A 24,620-nucleotide genomic window follows, 5' to 3' on the forward strand; every position below is an offset into this window, starting at 1 on the left:
AAATGTGTTTTATTAAACACATTATACAAAACATATTCCAATTTGTCCATAAGAAAACAACCAAGAAATTTCTCGGTTGTTAGCATTATTTATTTAATGTTACTGTTTCACCACTATCTCCTGCTAAATCAGGTATTGTTACAGAATCTCCTGAAACTGAATATTTCAGCTCCGTTCCATTGCTATCACTGATAATCTGTTTGTCCGTATCAATAGTTACTTTCTCTGAATAGAGGTACTTCACATTATTGCCTCTCTCTGAAAGGAGATTGATATTAAGTATATTTTCATCACCACTTACTTTTAGTTCATAATGCAATGTCAATTCTTCGTCTTCAAATCCCATTTCAGAACCATCAATACCGCCTTTTTCGTATGAATATGTTCCTGATAACTGACTATCATTGGCATTCGATTGATTACCACAAGCACAAAGGACAATTGTCAGCGTTAGAGTGAGTAGGGTCAATATTAGTTTCTTTATATTCATCAGTCTGCTCTTTTCTTTAATTGTTTGAAATTAGATTTTCTAGCTCAGAATCATTTGGAGCTGTAGATGGGTAAGTTTCAAATACTAGCTTGGGCACAATGTAGATATTCGCAAGGCTAGATAATACTATTTGTTCTGAAATAATCTCTTCTCCCATTACTTGGTCTTTAGTAATGTCCCATAAGGAATTTCCGTAATTGGTTGATAGTAGGTAGTATTTAGAATCTAGCTCACTATTTTGCATTTTTTTAGCAAAATCAGTTTGACGATTTGCAAGAGCTGATGGAAGAATTTCAAGTTGAATAGACTCCCCAGCTGGTAAATCACTAGCAAGAGCAATCTGAGCGATTTTTACTCTCTCAGAACGTCCTGACAATGTTGTGTAGCCATATAGAGTGAAATATGTCCCGTACAAGTTGTTATTGTTTGAATTGGTTGTTGTTCCAATCAGTGTTTCATCATAGTTGTTAGTAACAGTAACTTTCAATCTTCTAGTTGCTGCATCATAACCATCAATCGTGACATTTAGCTTTGTCAATTCAGAAGGAAGGTAATCATTAGTAACATTTAGACTAGCCTGTCCATTGAAGATGTTGGTTTGATTCTCATTCCATGCTTTTTGACTACGTTCTTCAATCTCATTATGGTAGTTTGAACCATGAGTCTCAGCTACTTCTTCATAAAACTCCTTCAACCACTTATTTCTTTGTTCCTCGGAGATTGAATCCTTTGATGAAGAGGAGGTTTCAACAATTTTTTCAGAGGATTTTGTGGTACTTTCGTTACTCTGACAAGCAAATAAGAGCACTGTAGATGCCAATAGTGTAAAGCTCGCTAAAAATTTCTTTTTGTTCATAGTGTGTCTCCTTATTTATAACCAACCGTTTTTCTTCGCAATATCATCATAGAACTCAGAACGGTCATTCCTTCGTTTTAATTCTTCTGCTACTTTATTTTGAGCTTCAGTATTATCTCTAATGTTACGTTGCTCTTGCGCGTGTTGTTCTGCACGTTGTCTAGCTAGACGAGCTTCTGATTCTCTCGTCTCTTTTATAACAGCTTTCGATGCCTGCTCAACTCTTCTAGTCGATACTTCTATATCCCAAAGATTCAAAGCTTTTCCGATAGTCTTCGCTTGCCCATATTCTAATTTCTGTATGAGGAAATTTATGACTTCATCATTAGTCCAATACTGGTTGGGAATGGAAATGGTATTCATGATATTCATCAATTCATTTTGATAGTTCAGTAGTTGAGTTTCAGTGGATTTCAAGGTATTTTTCAGATTATCTACCGCTAATTGTTGTTTTCTACGCTTTCCAGGGACGAGAGCATTTTTCTTTCGATTCTCTGGAATAACAACATTTTCATAGTAGATTCTATTTTTTTGAACCTGTCTGATACTGTATAAAACCCAGACTATCAAAAGCCCAACCACAATCGGAACAGGAATTGAGGGAGGAGAATAGATAAAGTCTTCAACCGCTTTTATTGGGATATAGAAAAATGTATCCTCAAACTCAAAATCTTGGAAAAGTATGAAAGTTCGGATAATCGTTTCTATAATGACACCAATAATGGTAACCCCTGCTAAGGCTATTAATACAACTATTAGAAAGATTATAAACGCAATCAGGGACGGTAGATGAATCAGATTGAAAATAGTAAATCCTCTAGTGCGAATATCCCACTTAAAGTCCTCAAGAAATACTTTTTCATCTGAAATAGCATTTAGGGTAACCTCAGCTTGAAAAATTTCTCTTCCAAGTTCTTTTATTCTATTTTGTGTTGAGGGAATTAGATTATTTTTTAATATTAAGTACCTTCTTAATGAATTGGCAATATCCATCTGGGCTCCTATATTTTAATTTTTATTACATTATAACGTAATAACACTAAGTTTGCAATGCAAAACGCAATGCATATTTAATGTGCAAAATGCTATATCCTAAAAACAAAAAGAGGAGAAAAGATATGGCATTTCAACTAAAATCAAATCGCAAAGAAACAGAAAATAAAACAATTCGTTTTCCAGTACCACTTATTGAAGAAATAGAAAAAGCAATTCAAAACAAAGATGTGACTTTTTCAAGTTTCGTGATTCAAGCTTGTGAGTATGCGTTGAGAGATATAGAAGATGGTAAATAACAACTAAAACTACTGATAAGTTATTTGAGATTTTTGAATGGAACTTTGAAGACATAATCAAACATGGACTAGATACTAAAAGCCTTTTCAATAATGAGAAGGCTTTTAATTTATTCTGATTTAAAGATATAACCACTTCCTATCAATTAATTGTTCTTTTAGTCTTTGAAATTCAAGGTCGTTGCTCGAATATTTTTCAAATTTTGACTGTATGTACTTTAGTAATGTTGAGCGAAATTGTATGTGGTAAATTGAATATAATTCACGTTCCGTATCACTAGTTAATTTAATCTTACGTTCAACATATCTTGTACTTAAATCTTTTAATCGTTGAATATGATTGTTAACATTTACATAATCTAAATCAATATCTTCTTGCAATGTTTTAAGTAATCGTTCTTTTACTATCATAAAGTAATATATACTACTAGATTTTGTCGCTGGTATTATTCGCAAATCGGGATTCTCAATGTACAGTTTTTTGTATCTTTCTCTAAAGCTTGTCATTGTTTCTTGCATTTCTAACGGTCTAAAATCTTCAAAGAATAACGTCCAATCTGTGAAAACATCTCTATAGTAATTTACTGCTATTTGCTGTTCTGCTAAATTAGCATCTTCGAAAATACTCACTGTCTTTGAAATAAATAAATTAATAAACTCGTGAGTCATTAATTTCACAAAGTCTAAATAAATATCCATTTCTTCCGTTATTTTTTGATTAAATTCATCATTTAGTAAATCGTAAAGTTCAAAAGCCCTACCAACATATGAAAACATCAAATTGTATAACTTTTCTAAATCATTGTAATACTCTATTTCAATACTATCTAACTGACTCTTTACAATGTCAAAGTACTTTTGCTTATTGTCAATAGTAGCTTCTAGCTCTTTACGTAATAAAGCTAAGTTCTTTATTCTCACACCATTTTTTACTTTCTTATATTTTTGACTTTCATTTATTACAAAGTCAATAAATAAATCCCAAAAAACAATATTGTACTTTATAGTAGGATGACCAGCTCCATTTATTATTTTATAGAAGTCGTCAGAAATTCCATAGTCTTTGCATTTTTCACGATATATATCAAGAAAACTCTCGTAAGTTATTGCATTTTTTTGTTTGCTATAAATTTCATCAAGAACACATGGATAATATAGCTTTGAATTTATGATATCTAACATTTCTTTAGTAGAAAATATGGTAATGAATTTTTCGTCTAATTTTTCTAACAACATTTTAACGTCATCATCAGTCAATGGAATTTTTTCAAATTCTTCTTGTGAATCGCAGTTAAATAATTCAAATATCAGCTCTCTAAAAAAAAGTTTGGAAGCCAGTAATTTTTTTTTGTCATTTTTGATTTGATTATAGAGATAAAAAATTTTTTTCATTTTTGCTGTGCTCCTGACCTAGTTAATTTTTTTGATTGTATCATAGATGTATAAGCTAGCTAATTAAAAAGAAAGCGAGAGATTTTATGATGAAACAATAAATTTATTATACACGATGCAAAGCTCGAAAAAAAGAGCATGCATTTTCAAAAATAAAATTAGAAAGGAATGGACGTACATATATGAAAATAAAATTCGACGAGAATGTCTCAAGTGTTACGTTACAGAAACTTAGTCAAAAATGCGACTTAGTTTTATGCTCATATAGTGAATTTAGCAAAAAAGATTTTGAATATAAGTCATCTACACCGCTTGACTATCTACGAGTTGGATACGATGAGAGAGAAAAAGCACCGCTTTATCTCCTTGCACGCGACAAAGAGACTGGTGCTTACTATTGTGCAGATTCAGTGTTGCAATTGCGAGAACAGCTTGAGACTACTAGATTAGAGATATTAGTAGATGAGATTGCAAAAAGCCAAGAATATTGTGACGTTTTAGAAGAAAAATGTGCTTCTTTAAGAAATGAAGTCAATGCAATCAACGATGAGATTACTAGATTAAATGAGATAAAATTTCCTCTGCGTCGTGAAATCGACAAACTCAAAAGAACTAAAGAGTCTCTAAAAGAAAACTTCGACGATTGGAAAAGCAACCATTGGCTTTGGCAGTTTTTATATTGGATTTATGAAACTATAAATGAGTAAACATCATAAATTATTTAAGTTTTTGATACAAAATACTAAGTAATTGTTTCACTCTAGAAACAACGCTTTGACAGACTTTTAAGCTAAAAATTTGAATGTAAGTCGCAAAGAGCCTGCCTTGGCGACTGGAATGAAAATTTTTAGCTTTAGTCTCAAAGCATTTTCTACCGTGAAACAATACTAGGTTTTATCCAAAATTTCATAATTTAAGATATTACTAGCAAGGTTTCTAAAACAATAAAAACGGTAAGAAAGTTGATTTTCCATGGAAGATTTTAGAACTTTTGAGCCTGAGTTTGTTCTTCACGAAAAAATTTATCATATTTTCTAGGAATAAACTCGTTAAGCAATGGCAAATTACTAAGAAGTAGATTTTCATCTAAAACGAGCTACAAAGCTTTTTACAATAAAATAATAATAACTAAACGATAGAAGGAAGGCACATAGAATGGCAAAAACAAATTGGAATAAAACCCTCGACGAGGTTCTTAAGCACAAGACTCAATCAGTCGTTATGACTAGTGAAAAAACTGGAAACGAATATACAGCAGAGGTAATCCCTACTCTTACTGTTTTATCAACAGGTTCAATCGAAGTATTTGACGGAAAATTTAAATACTCAATTGTCGACGCAAAAAACGAACTTGAATACATTATCAAAACTTCAAATTTAGTAGACGTAAAATTTGGTACAACTTTGCAATTTAAAAACGTTCGGGGTGGAGCTACACCAAATGGAATTGGTTGGTATACTGCTGAATCTGTAACTCTAGTACAACAAAACTAAATATTTATCTAAAGATGAATAAACGCTAATTCTAAATATCTCTACGCCTGCACGGCACTGGGCTTGTCAACTGCCGTGTCTAACAAAAACCTAGATAGGACAAGGGTTTGAAACAACATATCAAATTTCGAACCCTTGATTTTCTAGGGAATAGTTAGAGGAATAATAAAAAGTCAAAGGAGTTTATCTATTTTGATAAAAAAAGAAGCTAAACTTACTACAATAATGTTGGTACAACAATTAGAAAATGAATATTGGTTATCTTCAGATTATCAAAAACCACTTCAAGATGCTAAGTCTGGTAACTGCCGTCCTTTGCTTGAAATGATTGTTGAAAAGCTAGAAAAACATGGCATTATTGTCAAGGATGCTTATATCATCAAACACGATAAAGACAAAGTAGCCATTTGGAATCCTAATGAAATGAAAAACATCTTTGAGAATAAAGAGGACCACGTTCATGCTTTATTCAAATTCGAAAAAGGAGCTTCTCTTAATAAACTTGCTTTAGCAATACAAGTCGAGCCACAGTACTTGGAAAAACTCAAATCGGGTAGATATGGCTATGATAATTGTTTAGCTTACCTATGCCACTCCAAACAAGAGAATAAGCATCAGTACCAACCAGAAGAAGTAATTACAGTCAGAGGTGAAGAATACATAAGTATATATCATCGCAGTATAGAAACATGGCTGAAAGGGCGTGCAACCAAAAAAGCTAAGGAAACAAATCTTAGTGTTGACTGGCTAATCGAGAAAATATTGGCTGGTGATTTGACTAAAAGCAATATCTTGCTTACAGATGAATACTATTCAATTTATGGACAGCACAAACGAAAAATCAATGAAGCTTTAGAAACCGCTGGGGAAAGAAGAAGCTACAGGACAATTGCGGAACTTGAAGCAGGTAAATTCAAGAAGACCGTTCTCTTTATTAATGCTGAGAGTGGAGTAGGTAAAACTCAATTTAGTAAAACCTTTATTCGTTTATTGAAAAATGTTGCACGTAATTTTGGATATTCATGGGACTCATGTGTAACGGCTTCAACCAATCCTTTTGATGAATATAACGGACAAGAAATTTTGTTCCTTGACGATATTAAAGGAGACAGCTTAACAGTTTCAGATTGGCTAAAATTACTAGACCCCTTTATGATTAGTCCTATCTCCGCACGTTACCATAACAAAATGGGTTCAGCTAAAGTCATCATTATTACCAATACAAAGGAACCACTGTCTTTCTTTGAGCAAGCAAAAGGAAATATCAGTGAAGACCTTGGACAATTTGTTCGTCGTATAGATTGCTTACTAACGATTGATAAGAATTTCAACATATCTCTACCAGAAAAAACGGTAAATCCAGTTGAAATCTCAACTCATCCTTGGATTGAACCAAAAATTAGCTCTTACAACTTCGCAAATCCAATTGCATTAAGCAGTAATGAGACTCTAGACTACCTTATCAAAACTATCATCAAAAATATGCAATGGAACAAGAAAAAGGTTATCTCCGACACAAAGTAAAATACCGAAGATAACCCAGAAATATTCAACAAAAATAGCACACAAGCAATTTTGTTGTTGTTATTATCTCACACTAATACTAAAGATTCAAGAGAGGTAAATTGTATGCAAGTCATTCTACCCGATGAACAAGTCCATCAAATTCAACGATTGGTCTCTAAATTAATTCATCAAGAAATAGAGAATCAACTAACAAACAGAAATATCGACAGTCCATACTTGAACAAGAAACAAACTTGCGAATATTTAGGTATTTCAAACAACACATTGGACAATTGGATTCAAAAAGGTTTACCAACTATTCGTATAAACAAAACAGTTAGATTTAACAAAAATGAAATAAACTGTTGGTTATCCAATATAAAAAAAGAGAAGGACAACAATGTACAAAACACTATTTGAAAGACTTTCCGCAGAAGAACTAGCTATTATTTACATATTACTAGAACTTCTCCTTAAAACAGTATTTGAAGATAGACCTCTTGACGGAAATGAAACATATCTGGGAGAGTTTCAACATTATGATTATGCAAATTCAATTCTGGAAGATTGTATAACAGAAGCTGTCGAAATGTACAGAATTAAATTCGGTAATGATGCAGAATTCAGGGATTATGATATATTAAAACGACCAATTTAAACAGATAATCGGAACCACTAAATTTTAGAATATTATCCACTCGATAATTCTTCACAAATAATTTATAAAAGTCATAGAATTAACGAGTAAAAATCTGCCGTATCTGCTAAAATGTAGATACGGTATTTTTCTAGCTCAATTCACAAGGAGAATACTATGTCAATTACAAAAACTAAAAATGGAACATATCGATTGCGTATCTACATTCCTGATGAAGTTAAAACAACTCTCGGAATTGATAAAAAAGTGATTGAAAAACGTTTCAAACAAAGGAGCGAAGCTAAAAAATATGAATTAGAATTACAAAATAAAATCGATAAGATTCTAAGTGGCGATTCAGTATCACAACTTGAACGAACTGGCTCTATCCAATTCAAGGAATTTTATCATCATGTTTGGTGGGAATCTTACAAAGCAGGTCAAACAACCTCAACTACAAAACCACCGTCACAGGCAACAATTGACACAACAGAAATTGTCTTTAGGAAACATATCTTACCCATGCTTGGGAATTATTCCATCGACTTTCTCAATCAAAATAAACAAGTTGTCTTGAACCTACTGACCCAAAAAGCTGAGGAATATGCAAACTTTAAGGTGATTAGAAGCTATGTCAATTCTATCTTTGATTGGGCAGAGGAGTTAGAATATATTGACTCTAATCGAATCTCAAAAACTATCAAGCGAATCAAAGCAACTAAAAAAATTAAGTTGCAAGAATCTAAGCGTGATGAGGATTTATATCTTTCACAAGCGGAACTTCAAGCATGGTTCACAGCTTTTGAAGAAGACTTAGAAAACGGTAAAATATTTTTCAAAGATTATGTATTATTCTATACAACTTTTTTCTTAGGAGATAGAAAATCCGAAAGCTACGCCTTGCAATGGAAACACATCAACATCAAAAAACAGGAAATTCAATTAGTTCAAGCCTTGGATAAATACAAGAATCCTAAGTCTACTAAAGGAAATAAGAAAACAACTTTTCGAATTCCTACCGAACTTACGGACCTTCTCCAATCTTGGAAAAAGCAACAGAAAGCAGAGCTGGCAAAATTTGGTATTATCCAATCTGATGAACAATATGTCTTTACCTATATCGATACGAAAGGCAACGTGAATAGCCCCTTACACGCTGATTATCTCAATAACAAGATGAAGTCAGTCAAACGTCGTCACAAGGAGCTGAAACACGCCACACCGCACAAATTACGCCACACAGGAGCAACATTAGCTAGACAAGCAGGAACATCACTCGAAGCTATTTCTGAAGCTCTAACGCATAGCGACACTATCACAACTAAGACTTATGTCAATACTTCAAACGTTGTTCCAATGGCTGTCGGAGAAATTGCCTACCGTAATCTTAAAAAGTAATGGTGTGAATTTGGTGTGAAAAGTGGTGTGAATTTTGCTAAAAAATCATCAAAAAACACCCCATGGTGTGAACCATGAAGTGTTGTAAATACTGTAATGTAGCTGGTTCTTAACGTTTTGAGAACTGGCTAGCTTTACGAGCTTTCTTAAGACCTGGTTTCTTACGTTCAACCATACGAGCGTCACGTGTAAGAAGGCCTGCGCGTTTCAATGAATCGCGGAAGTCTGGGTCTACTTGAAGCAATGCACGCGCGATACCGTGACGGATCGCACCTGATTGACCACCGTAACCACCACCGTTCACGTTAACGAAAACGTCGTATGAACCTTGAGTTGAAGTTACTGCGAATGGTTGGTTGATAACCAAACGAAGGTCAGCGTGTGGGATGTACTCTTCTACATCTTTTTTGTTAACTGTGATTTTACCAGTACCTGGGACCAAACGTACGCGTGCAACCGCGTTTTTACGACGACCAGTACCTGTGTATTGTGCTTGTGCCATTTAGATTACGTCCTTTCCCTTAGATAAGACCTGAAATATCAAGTACTTCTGGTTGTTGTGCAGCGTGAGTGTGCTCAGCACCTACAAACACTTTCAACTTCATGCCTTGTGCACGACCAAGTGTGTTGTGTGGAAGCATACCTTTAACTGATTTTTCAATCAAACGAACAGCGTTTTTAGAACGCAATTCACCAGCTGTGATTGATTTCAAACCACCTGGGTGCAATGAGTGAGTGTAGTACACTTTGTCAGTTGCTTTCTTACCAGTCAATTTCACTTTCTCAGCGTTGATAACGATAACGAAGTCACCAGTATCAGTGTGAGGTGTGAAAGTTGGTTTGTTTTTACCGCGAAGAACGCTAGCAACTACTGCTGAAAGGCGTCCAAGAGGTACATCAGTAGCGTCTACTACATACCATTTACGTTCAACTTGGCCTGGTTTAGCCATAAATGTTGTTTTGTTCATGATTTCTCCTATACGAATCGTTTTTGTTTACTGGGCGGATGTTCCGGTCCGCGGGTATTTGGAAGGTTCCGGGGCCTTTCAAATGGGGTAAACAATACCGTCTACCATTCTATCAAAACTACTGTTCTCCGTCAAGTTATTTTACTTTACTTTTTTTATTTTTTGAAAGATGACAGAGCAGCTGAGAATGAAAGCCTTGGGATCTACTACTCTTCTCTAGTTCGCTTCCAATCAAAATGTGTCCCACTTACGCTATAGGCATGATAACCTCTCTTATTTAGAAAGGCCGCCGCTCGATTGGCATAGGTACAGAATAATCCCCTACAATACAGAATAATTGGTTTATCGCGCTTTAGTTCCTCTAAATGCTCCTCCAATTGACTGAAAGGAATATTCACCGCTCCATCTACATGCTCCAGCTCAAATTCACTAACGCTTCTTAGATCAACTAGTTGTGCCTGGCTAGAAAAGACCTTATCCTTGGCTTCATCTAAACCAATTGTTTGGATTGCTTTATCTTGCTCAATATAACTCTTTTCAATCCACCCTAACATCGGCGACCGTTCTTCACTAATGGAATGAATATCAGACAAGAGTTTTTCTACTGTCGGGGTGGAAATACTGTACCAAATATATTTTCCGTCTCTTTCAATTGAAACGAGGGACGCTTCCTTCAGAACTTGCAAATGCCTGGATGTATTAGCTGTTGTCATATCGGTCATTCTGGTTAGCTGTTCTACCGTCTTGGGTCCATGAATTAAACGGTGAAGTATCTCCAAGCGTTTTTCACTAGAAAGGGCTTTGGCGATCCGAACATATTCTAAAAATACTTGATCCATATAGTCACGATCTTGACTCATGATGACTCCTTGATAAACTTACTATCTCCATTATAGCATATAGTAAAAATACTCTGCTAGTCAGAACTAACAAAGTATTTGTCCTTAATAATCTAGGAATTAGAGTTCTAATTTCTTGGCTACCGTATTACCTAGCACTCCACCCGTAACCAGAACAACTAAGAAAATCCATCCCGACAGAGAATAATTCGCAATCGGAGTAAAGAGAGCTCCTACATTACAGCCATTAGACAACCGCGTTCCAAAGCCCATCAATAAACCACCCAAGGCAAAGAAGAAAGCCTGTTTTGGAGTAATTTTCAACTCTGATTTGGCTACTTTGGTAAAGGTACCTGAAGTCAACAAGAAGAAAATTGTCCCTAACATGATTCCAAAGTTTTGTGTGCTAATTGGGTGTTCAAAGAATGGTGTTGAAAATGCTCCCTCTGGCATCAGGGTAAACTCCGCCAAACTACTTGCATCTATACCAAACAGCATCAAGAATTGGCCAAACCATAAACCGTAGGGAGTACTTGCACCCCAACCTGCTTTTGTCACTCCCATTAAGAGAGTAAAGAGAACGGCAAGAATAACCGCAGCTTTACGCAAAGACCATGCCTTTACAAACAAGCGATCATACCACCCTGCCTCATCCGCTGGATTTTCCAAAGACTCTGCCACTTCCATATCTTGAATTTTCTCGCCAAAGTGACCAGTATAGGTGCCGGCTTGCTTGCGTTTATTTTCATAACGATAAGAAAGCCAAATGACAATTCCACAGAGGAGACCGGTAAACATCAATGCTCCTAGATATCCACCCAGGCCATCAAATTTGAACAAGTCTGGTAGATAGACCCCTCCATATAATTTAGATCCCACTTCACTTGTAAACCAAGATTGTGTAATCCAACTAGCTGAATTCTGAATAGGGAATCCAATAAATACGCCCAAGCAGAAAAAGACCAATGTAATCAATCCACGAGGCAAGGCTGTCACCAAATCAGTCAATACGCCTGAGGCACAACAAGAAGAGAAGGTCATCCCAAATCCAAATAAAATCCCTCCTAAGAGAAGACCTAGATTAATGGGATTCACCCAAAGATCGTAAGAAGAAGCGTCTGCATTAAATAGAAAAGCGGTACTCAATAAAGTTGTAATAAAGAACATCATCATCATGGTCCGCATCAAGCGTGTAGAGCCTGTTCGATAGGCACGATTGACACTACCTGCAAATCCTGTATACCCTCGACTGAGTGTGTAGCCAAGAGCCGCACCTATCACCAGCCGAAAGAATAGCATATCCGATGACAATAATTTTGGCCCCAAAATCAGAATAGCTGCTCCTAATAGAAAACCGCTATAACGTTCTACATGTTTCATAAAAACTCCTTTTTATTTTGTTTATTCTTTGACAAATGAAAATAAAGAAATCCTAAACCGACCCAAATGCCCAAAATTCCAAATGAATAAGGAGACAACTGGCTCGGTGAATTTGGGAAAATAAGCAATAGTACAAACACAATCCCCACTAGCATTCCAAACAAACTTTGATACTTCATAACTCGTTTTTCTGTCAGCCGACTACTCACATAACAAACATAAGCGTAGGTGACTGCCGCCATCAAACTGGACAAATCAACGATATAGGAAATAACACTTCTCCCCAAGAGTGGCATCAGAATACTTACAACCGTTACAAACCGTAAAGCATTTTCTGGTATCTCATATTGATTTTCCTTAGCAAAGTGAGCAGGAAGTAATCCATGCGTCGCTAGAGAAGCTAATACTCGGCTACTTCCAACTAAAAAGCCGTTGATTCCGCCAACTACTGCGGCAAAAAGAGCAAGGCATAGACCAACAAAACCAACCCAGCCTGCATGTTCTAAAATGGCACTCCCCAAAGCCCAATCAAGCTGACTAGCCTGATTTGGAGAATAGGCTAAGGCTGTCATCACATTCAACATATTGTAAATGATCATCCCAATTATAGTTGCTAGAATCGTCATTCTTGTTGCGAAACGGAAAGGGAAACCAAGATCAGTCAAGACCTGCGGCACAATATCGAATCCAACAAAAAGAAAGGGAATAATGGCCAACACCTTCAAGATCGCAACGCTATCAATCTGAGACCTCTCTAAATAACTAGCCGCAAACTGAACACGATTTCCAGAAACGAGCATATAGATACAACTCACCACTACAATGGCTACCAGACTTATGATCAATATCTTTTGCAAACGCATGGAGAGAGAGACTCCCTGCAGATTGACCCAATAAAATACCAGGATTACTACTGTTGAAATCAGTACATCCGTGATATAGACTGGATAGGAAGCCGCAGTATAAAGATATCCAAAAGAAATACCTCCGAAAAGTTGTTTCAGAACCAGTACCACCGCAGTAGCATTCAAGGGAATCAAGGTCAGATAGCAAAATGTCAAGGCCCAGCCTACTAGAAAACCATGACCTCTTCCTAAATGTACGAATACATAGGAAAATTCTCCGCCACGTTCATGATGGTATTCAATCATGACATGGTAGCCCATCTGAATAAAATAAATCAGTACAGCTCCAAGAAAAAATGCAACTGCCGTGTTAAGAACTCCTGCTTCAGGCAGAAATTTATTCCCCGGCAGATAGAAGGCACCCCAGCCAATAACTGACCCAATTACTAAGGAAATAACATCTAATTTTGATAAGGTCTGTCTGCCACTAGTCAAAGTTATACCCCGTCACGATTGGTCTTCTATCGGTCGTTTTATCCTTGAAATATTCATAATAACTCAAGGCAAGGAAGGAACCTTGGATATTGATAATATTGTCAAAGCCGTAACCTTTCAAGGCGCGGATAGCATAATAGCTATTCCAAGAGGTCCGACAATGAATGTAAACCGGTCTATCTTTCGGAATCTCCCCTAAGCGTTGTCGAATTTCATCGAGCGGAATGTTTACTGCACCGATAATATGAGATTTGTCAAAGGCTTCCTTCCCACGAACATCAAGAATAAACGCACCTTCATCTACCAACTGACGAACACTTGTCACGGGTACTTGCTGATAGTCTCCATTGAGATAGTTGAGGCCGACAATTCCAGCAAAGTTCACCACATCTTTTGCAGTTGAAAAAGCAGGAGCATAGCACAATTCCAAATCTTTCAAGTCTTCCAGGTAGCCCCCGAAACTAATCAAGGTCGCAATGACATTGATGTTCTTAACAGGATTGCCCTTGCTGATGGCCTGGGCACCTACTATTTTTCCGGTCGGATACTGATAAAGTAATTTAAAGTGCATGGGTGCTGCATCTGGCATCAACCCAACATGGTCGTTTGGGATAACCAAGGCGACGCGATAATCGATACCAGCCTTCTGGCAGTCTTTCTCATTTAGCCCTGTACTAGCCGCATTCAGACCAAAGACCCGGATGCAAGAAGAACCAATCACGCCTCGATTGCGATTTTGTTTGCCCGAGATTGCGTCTGCCACGTTTCGTGCTTGTTTTTGGGCAGGTCCCGCAAGAGGTAGCCTTGTCTTTTGACCTGTAATCTGATGCACAACTTCAATAGCATCACCCACAGCATAAACATCTGGTAAGTTTGTTTGGTAGCGGTAGTCTACTTCAATCGCCCCTGTCTCCCCTAATTTTATGCCTGACTTGACTGCAAAATCAACATCTGGACTGACACCGATAGCTACAATAACCGCTTGAGCGGGCAATCGTTTGCCACTCAGTAACACAACTTCCTTCTCTGTAACCTCGACAACACTATCCTCTAAGATTAGTTGCACACCATTGTCATAAAGTTCCTTGTGCAGCATCTGAACCATATCATCATCAAAAGGAGTCATGATTTGAGCACTGGCTTCAACAAGGCTTACCTCTTTGCCAGAATGGCGCAAACATTCTGCTGCCTCGACACCAATAAATCCGCCACCAACCACAACGATTTGCTCTGCTTTTGAATGCTTTAAATGCTGATCAATGTTGCGAACATCTGACACATTCTTCAATGCGAAAACATGAGGAGCATCGATCCCCTTTATACTAGAGGGACGAATTGCCCTTGCCCCAGGTGACAAAATGAGGGCATCATACCAATCTTGAAACTCTTCGCCAGTCTCAAGATTTTTTACGGTAACCTTATGTTCATCTGCAAGAATCTCTATCACTTCATGACGAACTTTGGCATCCAGATTATAGGTTTTCTTAAAACTCTCAGTATCATAAAAAACTAAATCCTCTATATTTTCGACCTCTCCGCTGAAATAGTTTGGCAAGCAACAGTTAGAGAAGGAAATGTCGTAACCCTTATCATAAATCTGTATCTGACTCTTTTCATCAATCCTACGAAGACGAGCTGCTACAGAGGCACCACCTGCAACACCACCTACAACTATATATTTCTTAGTCATCTTGACCTCCTTTGTGATTTTTTTCTCAAATACATTCTAACATTCAATTGATTGTTTGTCAACGGTTTCAAAATAAAAGAATGGACTTCTTTCCATTCTTCTAAAATTTACTCACCTACTGCCCTAGTTGTCCAGGCAAGACCAATTCGTCCACCGTCTAGCTCGGCGGATCTGTAAACCACCAGTCCCGGCCATCCAAGGCTTCTGGTTGGAACAACTTGACCAAGAAATAATCGGCCTCTGGGTCTGCCTGATAGCTAATGCCGACCTCCTTACCCTTGACAAAGCAAAATCGACTGTAGTAATCAGGAAAGCCTGTAATGACCGCCAAGACTGCTCTGCTATTTTCCGCCAAAGCCAACGAATGCTCTAAAAGTGCCTGACCATAACCACGGCCTTGCTGGTCTGGCGAGATGCTAAAGGGTCCAAAGAGCAGGCTGGCAAGCGAGTGCAGCCTACTGTAATCTCCGACACCACATAGAAGATATGCCCTACCAGCTGACCGTCGGCTTCCACCACAAGATTGAGATCTTGCCCGCGTAATTGATGAAAGTTCAGATGCTCCGTCGCACTCAGATAATAGGCCTTCAGTTTACTTTTAGTACAAGGCAACGAGTTGCAGACAGTACTGGAGTACGGCAAAACAAGTTAACGATGTAATAAAAGATAAACTGACGGATGAAAGACATTCCAAAAGGCGTCACGTGCTTGCTCTTCAACCGCACGCTGATCTTTTTCTTCTTCTCTTCTGATGATGAGTGACATTCTATCTCCTTACCGATTGCCCCATTTTAAAATAAGTATGTCGCTTGCCTCTGACCGCCAGGGACAAGGCCAAGATATTTTCAGGGTCTGGCATCCGACCATAACCTCCATCTCCGATATGGTGAATATCCGAACCCACCCGCTTGTTGCTGAGCCCAAACTCCCGCACCGTCTGACTGTCCGCACTCTCCTGACTGGTCCCGATAGTCGAAATAACCAAAGCCCCACGCGCCTTGACCTGACTGATGATTGGTGCCACAATCTCCTCACGCACACCCGGCACCGTTCCGACTGCAGGTATGAGGACACCATCTGCCCCCAGCTCCACAAAGTCCAGTAGGGCTTGGCTGTCCACGACCGACTCTCCCAGACCTGCACCGTGCATTTTTCCTGCAAAGATCAGGCCCTCAAAGTGTTCCTTGGCAAGGCCAATAGCAGAGCGGATTGCAGCCATAGACACACCCGTAGCAGGATTACCTGTCAGCATGATAAAATCTACGCCAAGAACTTGGGCCTGTCGTAGACTTTCTGGACTGACCTGACGACCTGGTTTTAGAAAAACCTGCTGGTCTTGGACTTCCTGACTAGTATCCACAGGCTCCAAGTTAATCCCAACCAATCGACCCGTCAACCGCTTGATTTCAGCGATAGGATTGTCGCAGTCGTAAAAATCAACAATCTCCGGATGAAAAACATCTAATTCATTGAGCACTAAGAGGTCGCAACCAAAAGCAGCCATCATCTCCGCATTGGTCACCCCTGCAATCAAGGGAGCCGCCGTAACCACCGTTTCCCCCATGATAATCCGACCTTCACTGGACAAGATGGACTGCTTGAGCTCCTCCTTGGTCGCTCCCACCATATCACTGGCATAGCATGACAATAAACGTTTCATAAGAACCTCCACAATGATAGGTATATAATTTGTAATCGTTTTCTGTTTCTGTAAAAAGAAAAGAGATTATCTCTCTTCTTTATTGATAGATAGGATAGCTAGCACCCCTGTCCCTGTATGGGTGGCAATAATTGGTCCCAACTCTGTCAAGAGAACATCGGTCACACGGCTATCTTCCAACAAGGTCGCTTTGAGGGCTTCAGCAGCTTCCAAATCACCTGTATAGGCCACCATGACCGTAGAATGATCCAAATTATCCAAGGTCAGGTTTAGCATTTCCTTAATCCCTTTTTTACGGCCACGGATTTTGGCAATGGCTTCTAACTTCCCTTCCGCATTGAGAGCAAGAAGAGGTTTGATATTGACCAATCCACCAATGAGAGCAGCTGCCTTGGACAAGCGACCACCACGCACGAGGTGGTTGAGGTCATCAACCAAGAGATAGGTCCGCAAACGTGGGACCAAGTCCTCGATGAGCGCCTTGGTTTCAGCTAATGACTGACCTGCTGCACGCGCTTGAGCTGCTTGCATAACCAAGTACCCTTCACCAATAGCCGCCGCCTTAGTATCTACAATTTCAATGACAGCATCAGGATAAGCATCCAAAACCATGTCACGTGCAATAATTCCACTCTGATAGGTCCCTGAAAGAGCCGATGAAAAGGCTAGGTAAAGTACCTCTTTGCCTTCCTTGGCTGCCGCCTCGAATACTTCTTCAAACTGACCAACATTGACCTGACTGGTTGTCGGCTGACCCCCTGTTGCCATTTTCTCCAACAATTCCCCAGAAGTCAAGCGGTTTTCCCCAACGGTTTCATAGGTCACACCGTCAAGGTTTATAGTCAAACCAAGCACGGTTACATCATTTTCTTGCAGCCAGCTAACTGGCAAATCCGATGTCGAATCGGTTACGATTGTAAATGTCACTCTTTCATTTCCTCCATCATTTCTTTTAAAGCTTGAAAATTCCCATCTGACCAGGGATTGAGCCGTGGGGTGTAGAGTTCTACCTGGTCCACAAACTTGTCCAAGTCCTTCTTGATAACCCTGGTTCTCTCCTCTAACTCACGCGCCGAAACCCGTAAAGCGCCTTGGGAGAAGACCACCCATTGTTCGTTTAGGTCGCTGGTTGCGACGGAAACCTGCTTGCGACGGTCACTATTGAGCTGGGCGCTAAGTCGCTCGATATAACTATCTGCCGTTTCTTCCTCTTCTGTAAAAATGACCGATACCTTGAATTCGTCATACTGCTGGCGAAGACCTGGCACATGGTGGGCATCAAAGACACAAATCACCTCAATCTGTTCAAAGGCTGCGTAGTGAGACAAGGTACGAAGCAAGGTCGTTCTGGCCGCATCCAAGTCTCCCTTTTTAAAATCCTGCTTGGTGGTCTGCCAAAAGGCAATCATGTTGTAGCCATCTACGATGAGAACTTTTTCTTTCATTTAGATTTTCTTCCGAAATACTTCGTACATGAGCACAGCTGCTGCTACGCTGGCGTTGAGAGATTGGACATGGCCCTTCATAGGAATAGTGATCATCTCGTCGACCTGCTTTTTGATATTGCTGGAGATGCCCTTGCCTTCGTTGCCGATAATGAGAGCTAGCTTGCCAGCCGTATTCCACTTGTGGCTTGGAGTTCCGTTCATATCGGTACCAAATACCCAGAAACCAGCCTCCTTGAGCTTATCTAGGGTTTGGCTGAGATTGGTCACTCGGGCGATTGGGACATGGGCCACCGCACCTGTGGAGGTCTTTGCCACAACAGGCGTCACCCCAACTGCTCGGTGTTTAGGAATGATGATACCTGCCACCTGAGTGGCATCTGCGGTCCGCAAAATCGAGCCAAAGTTGTGGGGGTCTGTCAGACCGTCCAAGATGAGAATGAGGGGATTGTCTTCCTGCTCTGCCTTTTCCAAAATCACCGAAAGGTCCGCATAGGCGAACTCAGAGACCCGCAGGACAAAGCCTTGGTGAACGGCACCTTCTGTCATGTCAGACAGGGTCTTTTTGGGCGTCCAGGAAATTGACACCTTCTTCTCTGCCGCGAGGGCCTTGATTTTTTCTACATTTTTTCCGCGTAAATCATCCTGGATGTAGAGCTTGTTGCCGGTGTTGGCCTCCAAACTCTCCACCACAGCATGTACACCATATACAATATCATTATGTTCCATAAGAGTATTATAGCATATTTTTGAAAAGGAAAAAGCCGAGAATTTCTCAGCTTTCTTAGTTCACACCGTTTTCCAGATAATAATGTTGGGCAACATACCAGTTGACACCCCCTTGTTCCGGATCTGTATCATACTCACTAGCTTCCAACTCCCCACGACTATTAATCCGATAACTCCAATCTCGTGGTTCAAAATTAGGGTCTGATGGTACAGTTACATCTGCATATACTAGACCATCTTCAGCTATACGAACACTTATGACAACCTGGTCTTTTCGATACTTTTCAATCATGACGCTACGGCTAAATAAATCATCCATGACCCAAGCTTTTACCTGATCTGTCGTTAAGTTTTTGGTATCAACCTGCGGTACAGGATTATGCAAATCTGTCAACGAAATCCAACCCTGTCCTGACTTTAATCTGCCCCAACTATGTCCTTCCTTTTGAGTCGTCTCAACTATCGTGTACGTTCCAGGTTCTATATTGGTCACAACTTCTCCAGATAAACTAGGTTCCTGACGAATAACCAGTCCTTGTTTTTTAATATCCACAGTAAACAATTGAACGGCGCTACCTACCTGAGACTGGCTAGAAGCTTGCAAACTTCCAGCAGTCTTACTAGTTGCTACCTCACTAGTCGAACCATCCTCAACTACGGTAGTATCCTTTCCATCTACATTTTTAGCAATAATTAAGTTAACCGCACTTCCCCGCTTTACCTTCTTCCCACTACTTGGAGAAGATACACTAACCATCCCAGGCTGAACTGACTGTCCACCAACTTCTGTTATTGTACCAACTTTTAACCCCTCTTCATACAGTAAATCCTTAGCTTCAGATAGCTCAATACCATATAGTTCAGGAACTGTAACTTGAGAACTATCTTGGTATACAAAATATAAGCCAGCCATTCCTAACACAGCCACAACACTTGAAATGATTAGCCATATCTTTCGTCTTTTTGCGTCTGCCAAACGTTTCTCAGCTTGCTCTCTTTGATAATTCTCATAATCTTCCTCAGCTTCGCTAAGCATTTGCTGGATGACAAATCGTTGACTCTCATCCGTAACCTGTGCTAAGTGCAATCGTAATTGAAAAATTCTATCCTTAAACTCTTTTTCAATTTGACGCTCATGCTCTTTTTGCAAAATGTTATTTTGTTTTTGAAGTGCTATTGCTTGAGCACTCATGGCTCGTGCTTGTGCATTCATACTCCTAATTTTCTCATTGTGTCGTTGCTGCTTCTCAAAAGAATTCATTGCACTCAACTCTCCCCTCTCTTCATCGCTTAAAATCTACTCCAGAGCTTATAGGATTGGTATTGCATGGTAATGCAATACCTGTTGTACTTAGTATAACAGGGCATATAAAAAAGTTCCTGTGCAAACAATTAGATTTTACTTTTCTTTAAATCTTCCCTCTATACTTCAACTCAAATAGTTGCCCACGGTTAGATAGTGTGGTATCCTTATGCTTATCAATTTGTCCGTACAAATGGAATCGAAAAAGGAGATTTTATGACACTTATTTTTGGAATTGTGGCGGGGCTGATTGCCTTTGCTATTGGTGGTTTGTGGTATGGCATGATTTTCCGCGATGCTTGGATCAAGGCTTCAGGCATTGACATGGCTAAGGTAGAAGCAGACCGTCCGGCTGGAAAAAATGGCCAGAAGGAAATGATGATTTCCCTTGTCATTGAAGTACTGACTGCTGTTGTGGCTATTTTCTTCATCAAAACCCTTGATGTTTCACCACTTCACGCAGCTGGTGGCATGGGCGTAATTGCGGTCCTTGCTTCATTGAAAAACTACGTCTTTAAGCAACGCCCTATCAACCTCATCCTCATCAACGAAAGCTACAAACTAGTCTGCTACCTAGTAGTCGGTATTCTGGCTCTATTTGCATAAGCAATTCCCTCCTATCCTTAGGAGGTTTTTATTTTATGATACAATAGAAATAGACTAAAACCAAAGGAGCCCCCATGTCCCTCTCCCTTCGCACCATCAAACTGATATTTGCCACCGTTCTGGCTATTTACCTAGCGACCGCCCTGGGCTTGTCTTATGCGACAGCGGCTGGCATCATCGCCATTCTCAGCGTCCTCGACACCCGCAAGTCCAGCTTCAAAATGGCTCGCAACCGCCTCTTCTCCACCATCCTGGCCCTGACCATAGCCGTCCTGACCTTCGCCCTCTTTGGCTTTGGCATCTGGACCCTGGGCATCTACCTGGCCCTCTACGTCCCTCTGGCCTACCGTTTCAACTGGGAGGCTGGCATCGCCCCATCGACCGTCCTCGTCACCCATCTCTTGCTGGAGCAGGATATTTCACTGATTTTTTTGGGAAATGAGCTGACGCTTTTTCTGATTGGAGCAGGACTGGCACTTTTGTTTAACCTCTATATGCCCTCGCAAGAAAAGAAAATCCAGGCCTATCACGACCAAGTCGAAGACCTGCTCAAGCAGATTCTGCTCCGCTTTGAAGCCTTTCTGCTCAACGGCGACGGACGAAACGAGGCAGAATTGATTACGCAGCTGGATAAGACCTTAGATGAGGCCCTGAAAGTCGTCTATCTAGACCGCCACAACCAGCTCTTCCAGCAAACCAACTATCAGGTCCATTACTTTGAAATGCGGGCAGCACAAAACAAAATCCTGCGGACCATGGCAGGAAATATCAACAAATGTTTACTGGAAGGCAGAGAAAATGTCATCCTGTCCAGCCTCTTCGAACGAACAGCCCAGCAACTAAGCCGAGAAAATTCTGCCAAGGAACTGCTCCTGGACATCGAGCTCTTCCATGCCACCTTCCGCGAACGACCTCTGCCACAAACCAGGGAAGAATTTGAAACCCGGGCCACCCTCTTCCAACTCCTCCACGATATGGAGGCTTTTATTCGCCTCAAGGTTGATTTTTATGAAGTTTATAAAGACCAAGAACCGTCAGTTTAAACCGACGGTTCTTCTACTTTTCCATGAAATTCATCTGATATAGTCTTTTAGTTTACTTTTAGTACTAGGCAACGAGCCGCAGGCATAACTGGAGTTAGGCAAGGTGAGTTAACGACGTAATAAAAGATAAACTAAATGACGATACTTGGTTGTGCAAATGCAAGAAAGATATCCCCATCATGACCGCATTCCCTGCAACTGCAATCATAAATTCTTCCTTGGAAGATACCTTTCCTAGCCAAATGGAGAGGATTAAAATGAGATTATAAAGCAAAATATAAAGAGCCGTTATACGAATTTTTTTCAATAGTGTCTTCATAGGAACCTCCTGTAAGTGTTTCCTATATTTATTATATAGAATTTAATAAAAATAACAAGTATTTATGCGTTCTCAACCCAAAAAAACCACCAGATTTTCATCCGACGGTCAGGTGTTTTATGAACAATTTTAGAAAGGTTAGACAATCGCCTTGCTTGTTTCATCATCAAAGAAATGAGCTTTGTTGAGGTTGAAGGTCAAGCGAACTTTGTCTCCTGGGTTGTGGTAGTCGCGTGCATCGACACGAGATACAAACTCTGTGCTACCCACTTTAGAGTAAAGCATAGTTTCTGCACCGAGAAGTTCAGACACAACTACTTCCGCTTCGATAATTGAACTTGGATAAGTGTCCAATTCCAACTGAGAAGCTTTGATGTCTTCTGGACGGATACCAAGTGTGAAGCTCTTGCCGTTGTAGCCTTTTTCTTCCAAATGCTTGCGACGACCTTCTGGAAGATCTACTTTGAAACCATCTCCAACAAGTACACCCTCTTGAAGCGTCACTGTGAAGAAGTTCATAGCTGGGCTACCGATGAAGCTGGCAACAAATTTGTTTACAGGTTTATTGTAAAGCTCTTCTGGGCTACCAATTTGTTCGATACGACCGATTGTACCTGTACCTGCTTCATTCTTAGTCGCAGACATGATAACGATACGGTCTGCCAAGGTCATGGCTTCTGTTTGGTCGTGCGTTACGTAGATGGTTGTCGCACCGATACGGCGGTGGATTTTAGCAATCTCTGTACGCATGGACACACGCAATTTGGCATCCAAGTTTGACAAAGGTTCATCCATCAAGAATACTTTTGCATCACGAACGATGGCACGACCCATGGCAACACGTTGGCGTTGTCCACCTGAAAGGTCAGCTGGTTTACGTTCTAAGAATTCTGTCAAGCCAAGGATTTGTGCAGCTTCTTCTACACGTTTTTTGATTTCGTCCTTGCTGTATTTGCGCAACTTAAGACCAAAAGCCATATTGTCAAATACAGTCATGTGTGGATAGAGGGCATAGTTCTGGAATACCATGGCAATGTCACGGTCTTTTGGAGCCACATCATTCATCAACACGCCGTCGATGTACGCTTCCCCTTCTGTGATATCTTCCAAACCAGCAATCATACGAAGAGTTGTTGACTTACCACATCCTGAAGGACCTACGAATACGATAAATTCCTTGTCCTTGATGTCCAAGTTAAAGTCTTCAACTGAGTAGTGCTCGCTGTTTGGGTATTTTTTATAGATATTTTTGAGATTTAGTTGAACCATGTTCAATCCTCGCTTTCTTTGATGGTTTTATTGTAAATGAAAACGCTTTATTTTTCTATGTCAAGTTGACCAAAAGAAAAAAGATATTCTGTGCAAGTTGCACAAAATATCAAAATTGTCTATCTAATAATACTTGATAGCAGAAACTCAAGTCAGTCAGGTCTTTTAATTGGAGTCCCGTCAAATCCTGCCACTTTTCCAAACGGTATTGGAGGGTATTGCGGTGGATATAGAGGACTTGAGCTGCCTTGGTAACCACAGCTCCTTCTGCCCATAGGGCTAGAATGATAGCCTGCATATCTTGCTGATCTATCAGCTCTAGCATACTGGCTTTAACTAGACCGAGCTCCAAGCCTGCCCTGCCTTGTCCCCAAAGAAAGAGTTGACTAAAGGAGAGGACGGCTGACTGCTGGTAGCGCGCCCGCCAGTGAGCAAAAAGTTGAGCTTCTGCTTGATAGAGTCGAGGCCAGTGGTCTGCGACGTGTTTGGGCCAGACCTGCCCAACAAAGAGGGTCAACCGCAAGCCAAAGTCAAACTCCAAGGCCGATAGGGTGTCCTGTAAAACGGTCTGATGATCCATCCAGATGCCCTGCTCCAATACAATGAGATAATCTTGAGGCGTCAGCTGCACCTGAGCCAGTTGACTGGGCAAGAGGTCGGTCATCATGGCCTGCCAGGCATCCAACTGGGCTTCTTTTTGCGACCAAAGGTGGATATGGATAAATTGAATGGCCTCAACTGTCTGAGGAATCCTTCCCTGACCTTGTAGATAGGACTGCCAGGGACTTGACTGGACCTGCTTTCGAGGATGAGATAGCAAGGACAAAAGGTAGCCTTCCCGATCCGTCAAGTCTGCATCAGACAAGTCCAGATAAGATCCGTCGCCCAATTGAAGTGAGCATTCGCCCTCTACTTGTGACAACTTTGCCTGCGGAAACCAGCTTACAAGTTCCTTTTCGTCCAT

General features: G+C 40.1%; 28 protein-coding genes. 9 read left to right on the plus strand and 19 right to left on the minus strand.

What is annotated here, in order from left to right; translation table 11 throughout:
- Window positions 1-85: 85 nt before the first annotated feature.
- The 3 genes from PHA78_RS10415 to PHA78_RS10425 are packed head-to-tail and all read right to left on the minus strand — an operon-like array spanning window position 86 to window position 2,339.
- Entirely contained in the window at window positions 86-490 is a 405-nt protein-coding gene (locus PHA78_RS10415) for a hypothetical protein (RefSeq protein ID WP_044753042.1), read from the minus strand.
- 16 nt (window positions 491-506) lie between these two features.
- Window positions 507-1,346 carry a hypothetical protein gene (locus PHA78_RS10420; protein ID WP_272158129.1) on the minus strand — a complete coding sequence of 280 codons (840 nt, stop codon included), beginning with the start codon at window positions 1,344-1,346 and terminating at the stop codon, window positions 507-509.
- A 15-nt stretch (window positions 1,347-1,361) separates the two neighbouring features.
- Window positions 1,362-2,339 carry a hypothetical protein gene (locus PHA78_RS10425; RefSeq protein ID WP_272158130.1) on the minus strand — a complete coding sequence of 326 codons (978 nt, stop codon included), beginning with the start codon at window positions 2,337-2,339 and terminating at the stop codon, window positions 1,362-1,364.
- A gap of 125 nt (window positions 2,340-2,464) precedes the next feature.
- Between PHA78_RS10425 and PHA78_RS10430 the strand changes: the two genes are divergently transcribed.
- Window positions 2,465-2,638: a YlcI/YnfO family protein gene (locus tag PHA78_RS10430; protein WP_153309392.1), complete on the plus strand. Its 174-nt coding sequence runs from the start codon at window positions 2,465-2,467 to the stop codon at window positions 2,636-2,638.
- A 120-nt stretch (window positions 2,639-2,758) separates the two neighbouring features.
- Here the strand turns inward: PHA78_RS10430 and PHA78_RS10435 are convergent, their stop codons facing one another.
- Window positions 2,759-4,030: a hypothetical protein gene (locus PHA78_RS10435; RefSeq protein WP_272158131.1), complete on the minus strand. Its 1,272-nt coding sequence runs from the start codon at window positions 4,028-4,030 to the stop codon at window positions 2,759-2,761.
- A gap of 182 nt (window positions 4,031-4,212) precedes the next feature.
- Between PHA78_RS10435 and PHA78_RS10440 the strand changes: the two genes are divergently transcribed.
- The 6 genes from PHA78_RS10440 to PHA78_RS10465 all read left to right on the plus strand — a co-directional run bounded on the left by PHA78_RS10440 (window position 4,213) and on the right by PHA78_RS10465 (window position 9,065).
- Window positions 4,213-4,737 carry a hypothetical protein gene (locus PHA78_RS10440; RefSeq protein WP_272158132.1) on the plus strand — a complete coding sequence of 175 codons (525 nt, stop codon included), beginning with the start codon at window positions 4,213-4,215 and terminating at the stop codon, window positions 4,735-4,737.
- A 448-nt stretch (window positions 4,738-5,185) separates the two neighbouring features.
- Window positions 5,186-5,524 carry a hypothetical protein gene (locus PHA78_RS10445; protein ID WP_272158134.1) on the plus strand — a complete coding sequence of 113 codons (339 nt, stop codon included), beginning with the start codon at window positions 5,186-5,188 and terminating at the stop codon, window positions 5,522-5,524.
- A gap of 192 nt (window positions 5,525-5,716) precedes the next feature.
- Window positions 5,717-7,048 (plus strand): Rep family protein, encoded by a 1,332-nt coding sequence (locus PHA78_RS10450; protein ID WP_272158135.1) that lies wholly within the window; start codon window positions 5,717-5,719, stop codon window positions 7,046-7,048.
- A 105-nt stretch (window positions 7,049-7,153) separates the two neighbouring features.
- Window positions 7,154-7,450 (plus strand): helix-turn-helix transcriptional regulator, encoded by a 297-nt coding sequence (locus PHA78_RS10455; protein ID WP_272158136.1) that lies wholly within the window; start codon window positions 7,154-7,156, stop codon window positions 7,448-7,450.
- Window positions 7,431-7,688, plus strand: coding sequence for a hypothetical protein (locus tag PHA78_RS10460; protein ID WP_272158137.1), 258 nt, complete (start codon window positions 7,431-7,433; stop codon window positions 7,686-7,688). Before PHA78_RS10455 ends, PHA78_RS10460 begins: the two co-directional genes overlap by 20 nt.
- Before the next feature lie 156 nt (window positions 7,689-7,844).
- Window positions 7,845-9,065, plus strand: coding sequence for a tyrosine-type recombinase/integrase (locus PHA78_RS10465; protein ID WP_272158138.1), 1,221 nt, complete (start codon window positions 7,845-7,847; stop codon window positions 9,063-9,065).
- A 109-nt stretch (window positions 9,066-9,174) separates the two neighbouring features.
- On the opposite strand, the gene rpsI is transcribed toward PHA78_RS10465, so the two are convergent.
- From rpsI to PHA78_RS10525, 12 genes are all read right to left on the minus strand, one after another.
- Window positions 9,175-9,567 (minus strand): 30S ribosomal protein S9, encoded by a 393-nt coding sequence (gene rpsI / locus PHA78_RS10470; RefSeq protein WP_002942223.1) that lies wholly within the window; start codon window positions 9,565-9,567, stop codon window positions 9,175-9,177.
- A 19-nt stretch (window positions 9,568-9,586) separates the two neighbouring features.
- Window positions 9,587-10,033 (minus strand): 50S ribosomal protein L13, encoded by a 447-nt coding sequence (gene rplM / locus PHA78_RS10475; RefSeq protein ID WP_027972471.1) that lies wholly within the window; start codon window positions 10,031-10,033, stop codon window positions 9,587-9,589.
- A gap of 206 nt (window positions 10,034-10,239) precedes the next feature.
- On the minus strand, window positions 10,240-10,893 hold the full coding sequence (locus PHA78_RS10480) for an ArsR/SmtB family transcription factor (protein WP_158457243.1): 654 nt from the start codon (window positions 10,891-10,893) through the stop codon (window positions 10,240-10,242).
- A gap of 99 nt (window positions 10,894-10,992) precedes the next feature.
- The gene (locus tag PHA78_RS10485) at window positions 10,993-12,252 is read right to left on the minus strand and encodes a YeeE/YedE family protein (RefSeq protein WP_248033835.1); all 1,260 of its coding nucleotides are present in this window, start codon (window positions 12,250-12,252) and stop codon (window positions 10,993-10,995) included.
- A complete protein-coding gene (locus tag PHA78_RS10490) occupies window positions 12,249-13,592 on the minus strand; it encodes an APC family permease (protein ID WP_272158139.1) in 1,344 nt (447 codons plus the stop codon). The genes PHA78_RS10485 and PHA78_RS10490 overlap by 4 nt, the downstream gene beginning before the upstream one ends.
- On the minus strand, window positions 13,585-15,282 hold the full coding sequence (locus PHA78_RS10495) for an FAD-dependent oxidoreductase (RefSeq protein WP_272158141.1): 1,698 nt from the start codon (window positions 15,280-15,282) through the stop codon (window positions 13,585-13,587). Before PHA78_RS10495 ends, PHA78_RS10490 begins: the two co-directional genes overlap by 8 nt.
- A 157-nt stretch (window positions 15,283-15,439) precedes the next feature.
- Window positions 15,440-15,637, minus strand: coding sequence for a hypothetical protein (locus tag PHA78_RS10500; protein ID WP_272158142.1), 198 nt, complete (start codon window positions 15,635-15,637; stop codon window positions 15,440-15,442).
- A gap of 411 nt (window positions 15,638-16,048) precedes the next feature.
- Window positions 16,049-16,942 carry a DUF7916 family protein gene (locus PHA78_RS10505; protein WP_024379173.1) on the minus strand — a complete coding sequence of 298 codons (894 nt, stop codon included), beginning with the start codon at window positions 16,940-16,942 and terminating at the stop codon, window positions 16,049-16,051.
- A 66-nt stretch (window positions 16,943-17,008) separates the two neighbouring features.
- The gene (locus PHA78_RS10510) at window positions 17,009-17,869 is read right to left on the minus strand and encodes a DegV family protein (RefSeq protein WP_272158143.1); all 861 of its coding nucleotides are present in this window, start codon (window positions 17,867-17,869) and stop codon (window positions 17,009-17,011) included.
- Entirely contained in the window at window positions 17,866-18,387 is a 522-nt protein-coding gene (locus PHA78_RS10515) for an NYN domain-containing protein (protein ID WP_024389168.1), read from the minus strand. Before PHA78_RS10515 ends, PHA78_RS10510 begins: the two co-directional genes overlap by 4 nt.
- Window positions 18,388-19,116 (minus strand): 23S rRNA (guanosine(2251)-2'-O)-methyltransferase RlmB, encoded by a 729-nt coding sequence (rlmB, locus tag PHA78_RS10520; protein WP_002939457.1) that lies wholly within the window; start codon window positions 19,114-19,116, stop codon window positions 18,388-18,390.
- Between the two features lie 55 nt (window positions 19,117-19,171).
- On the minus strand, window positions 19,172-20,329 hold the full coding sequence (locus PHA78_RS10525; protein WP_024378284.1) for a PASTA domain-containing protein: 1,158 nt from the start codon (window positions 20,327-20,329) through the stop codon (window positions 19,172-19,174).
- A gap of 306 nt (window positions 20,330-20,635) precedes the next feature.
- Between PHA78_RS10525 and PHA78_RS10530 the strand changes: the two genes are divergently transcribed.
- Window positions 20,636-21,025 (plus strand): DUF1761 domain-containing protein, encoded by a 390-nt coding sequence (locus tag PHA78_RS10530; RefSeq protein ID WP_272158144.1) that lies wholly within the window; start codon window positions 20,636-20,638, stop codon window positions 21,023-21,025.
- 74 nt (window positions 21,026-21,099) lie between these two features.
- Window positions 21,100-22,068 carry an aromatic acid exporter family protein gene (locus tag PHA78_RS10535; protein WP_272158145.1) on the plus strand — a complete coding sequence of 323 codons (969 nt, stop codon included), beginning with the start codon at window positions 21,100-21,102 and terminating at the stop codon, window positions 22,066-22,068.
- A gap of 94 nt (window positions 22,069-22,162) precedes the next feature.
- Here the strand turns inward: PHA78_RS10535 and PHA78_RS10540 are convergent, their stop codons facing one another.
- The 3 genes from PHA78_RS10540 to PHA78_RS10550 form a co-directional block, all read right to left on the minus strand.
- Window positions 22,163-22,387 (minus strand): hypothetical protein, encoded by a 225-nt coding sequence (locus tag PHA78_RS10540; protein WP_024378281.1) that lies wholly within the window; start codon window positions 22,385-22,387, stop codon window positions 22,163-22,165.
- Between the two features lie 138 nt (window positions 22,388-22,525).
- Entirely contained in the window at window positions 22,526-23,656 is a 1,131-nt protein-coding gene (locus tag PHA78_RS10545) for an ABC transporter ATP-binding protein (protein ID WP_024378280.1), read from the minus strand.
- A 109-nt stretch (window positions 23,657-23,765) separates the two neighbouring features.
- Window positions 23,766-24,620, minus strand: coding sequence for a helix-turn-helix domain-containing protein (locus PHA78_RS10550; protein ID WP_099872606.1), 855 nt, complete (start codon window positions 24,618-24,620; stop codon window positions 23,766-23,768).

The sequence above is a fragment of the Streptococcus sp. HN38 genome, assembly GCF_028335765.1.
Lineage (GTDB): Bacteria > Bacillota > Bacilli > Lactobacillales > Streptococcaceae > Streptococcus > Streptococcus suis_P.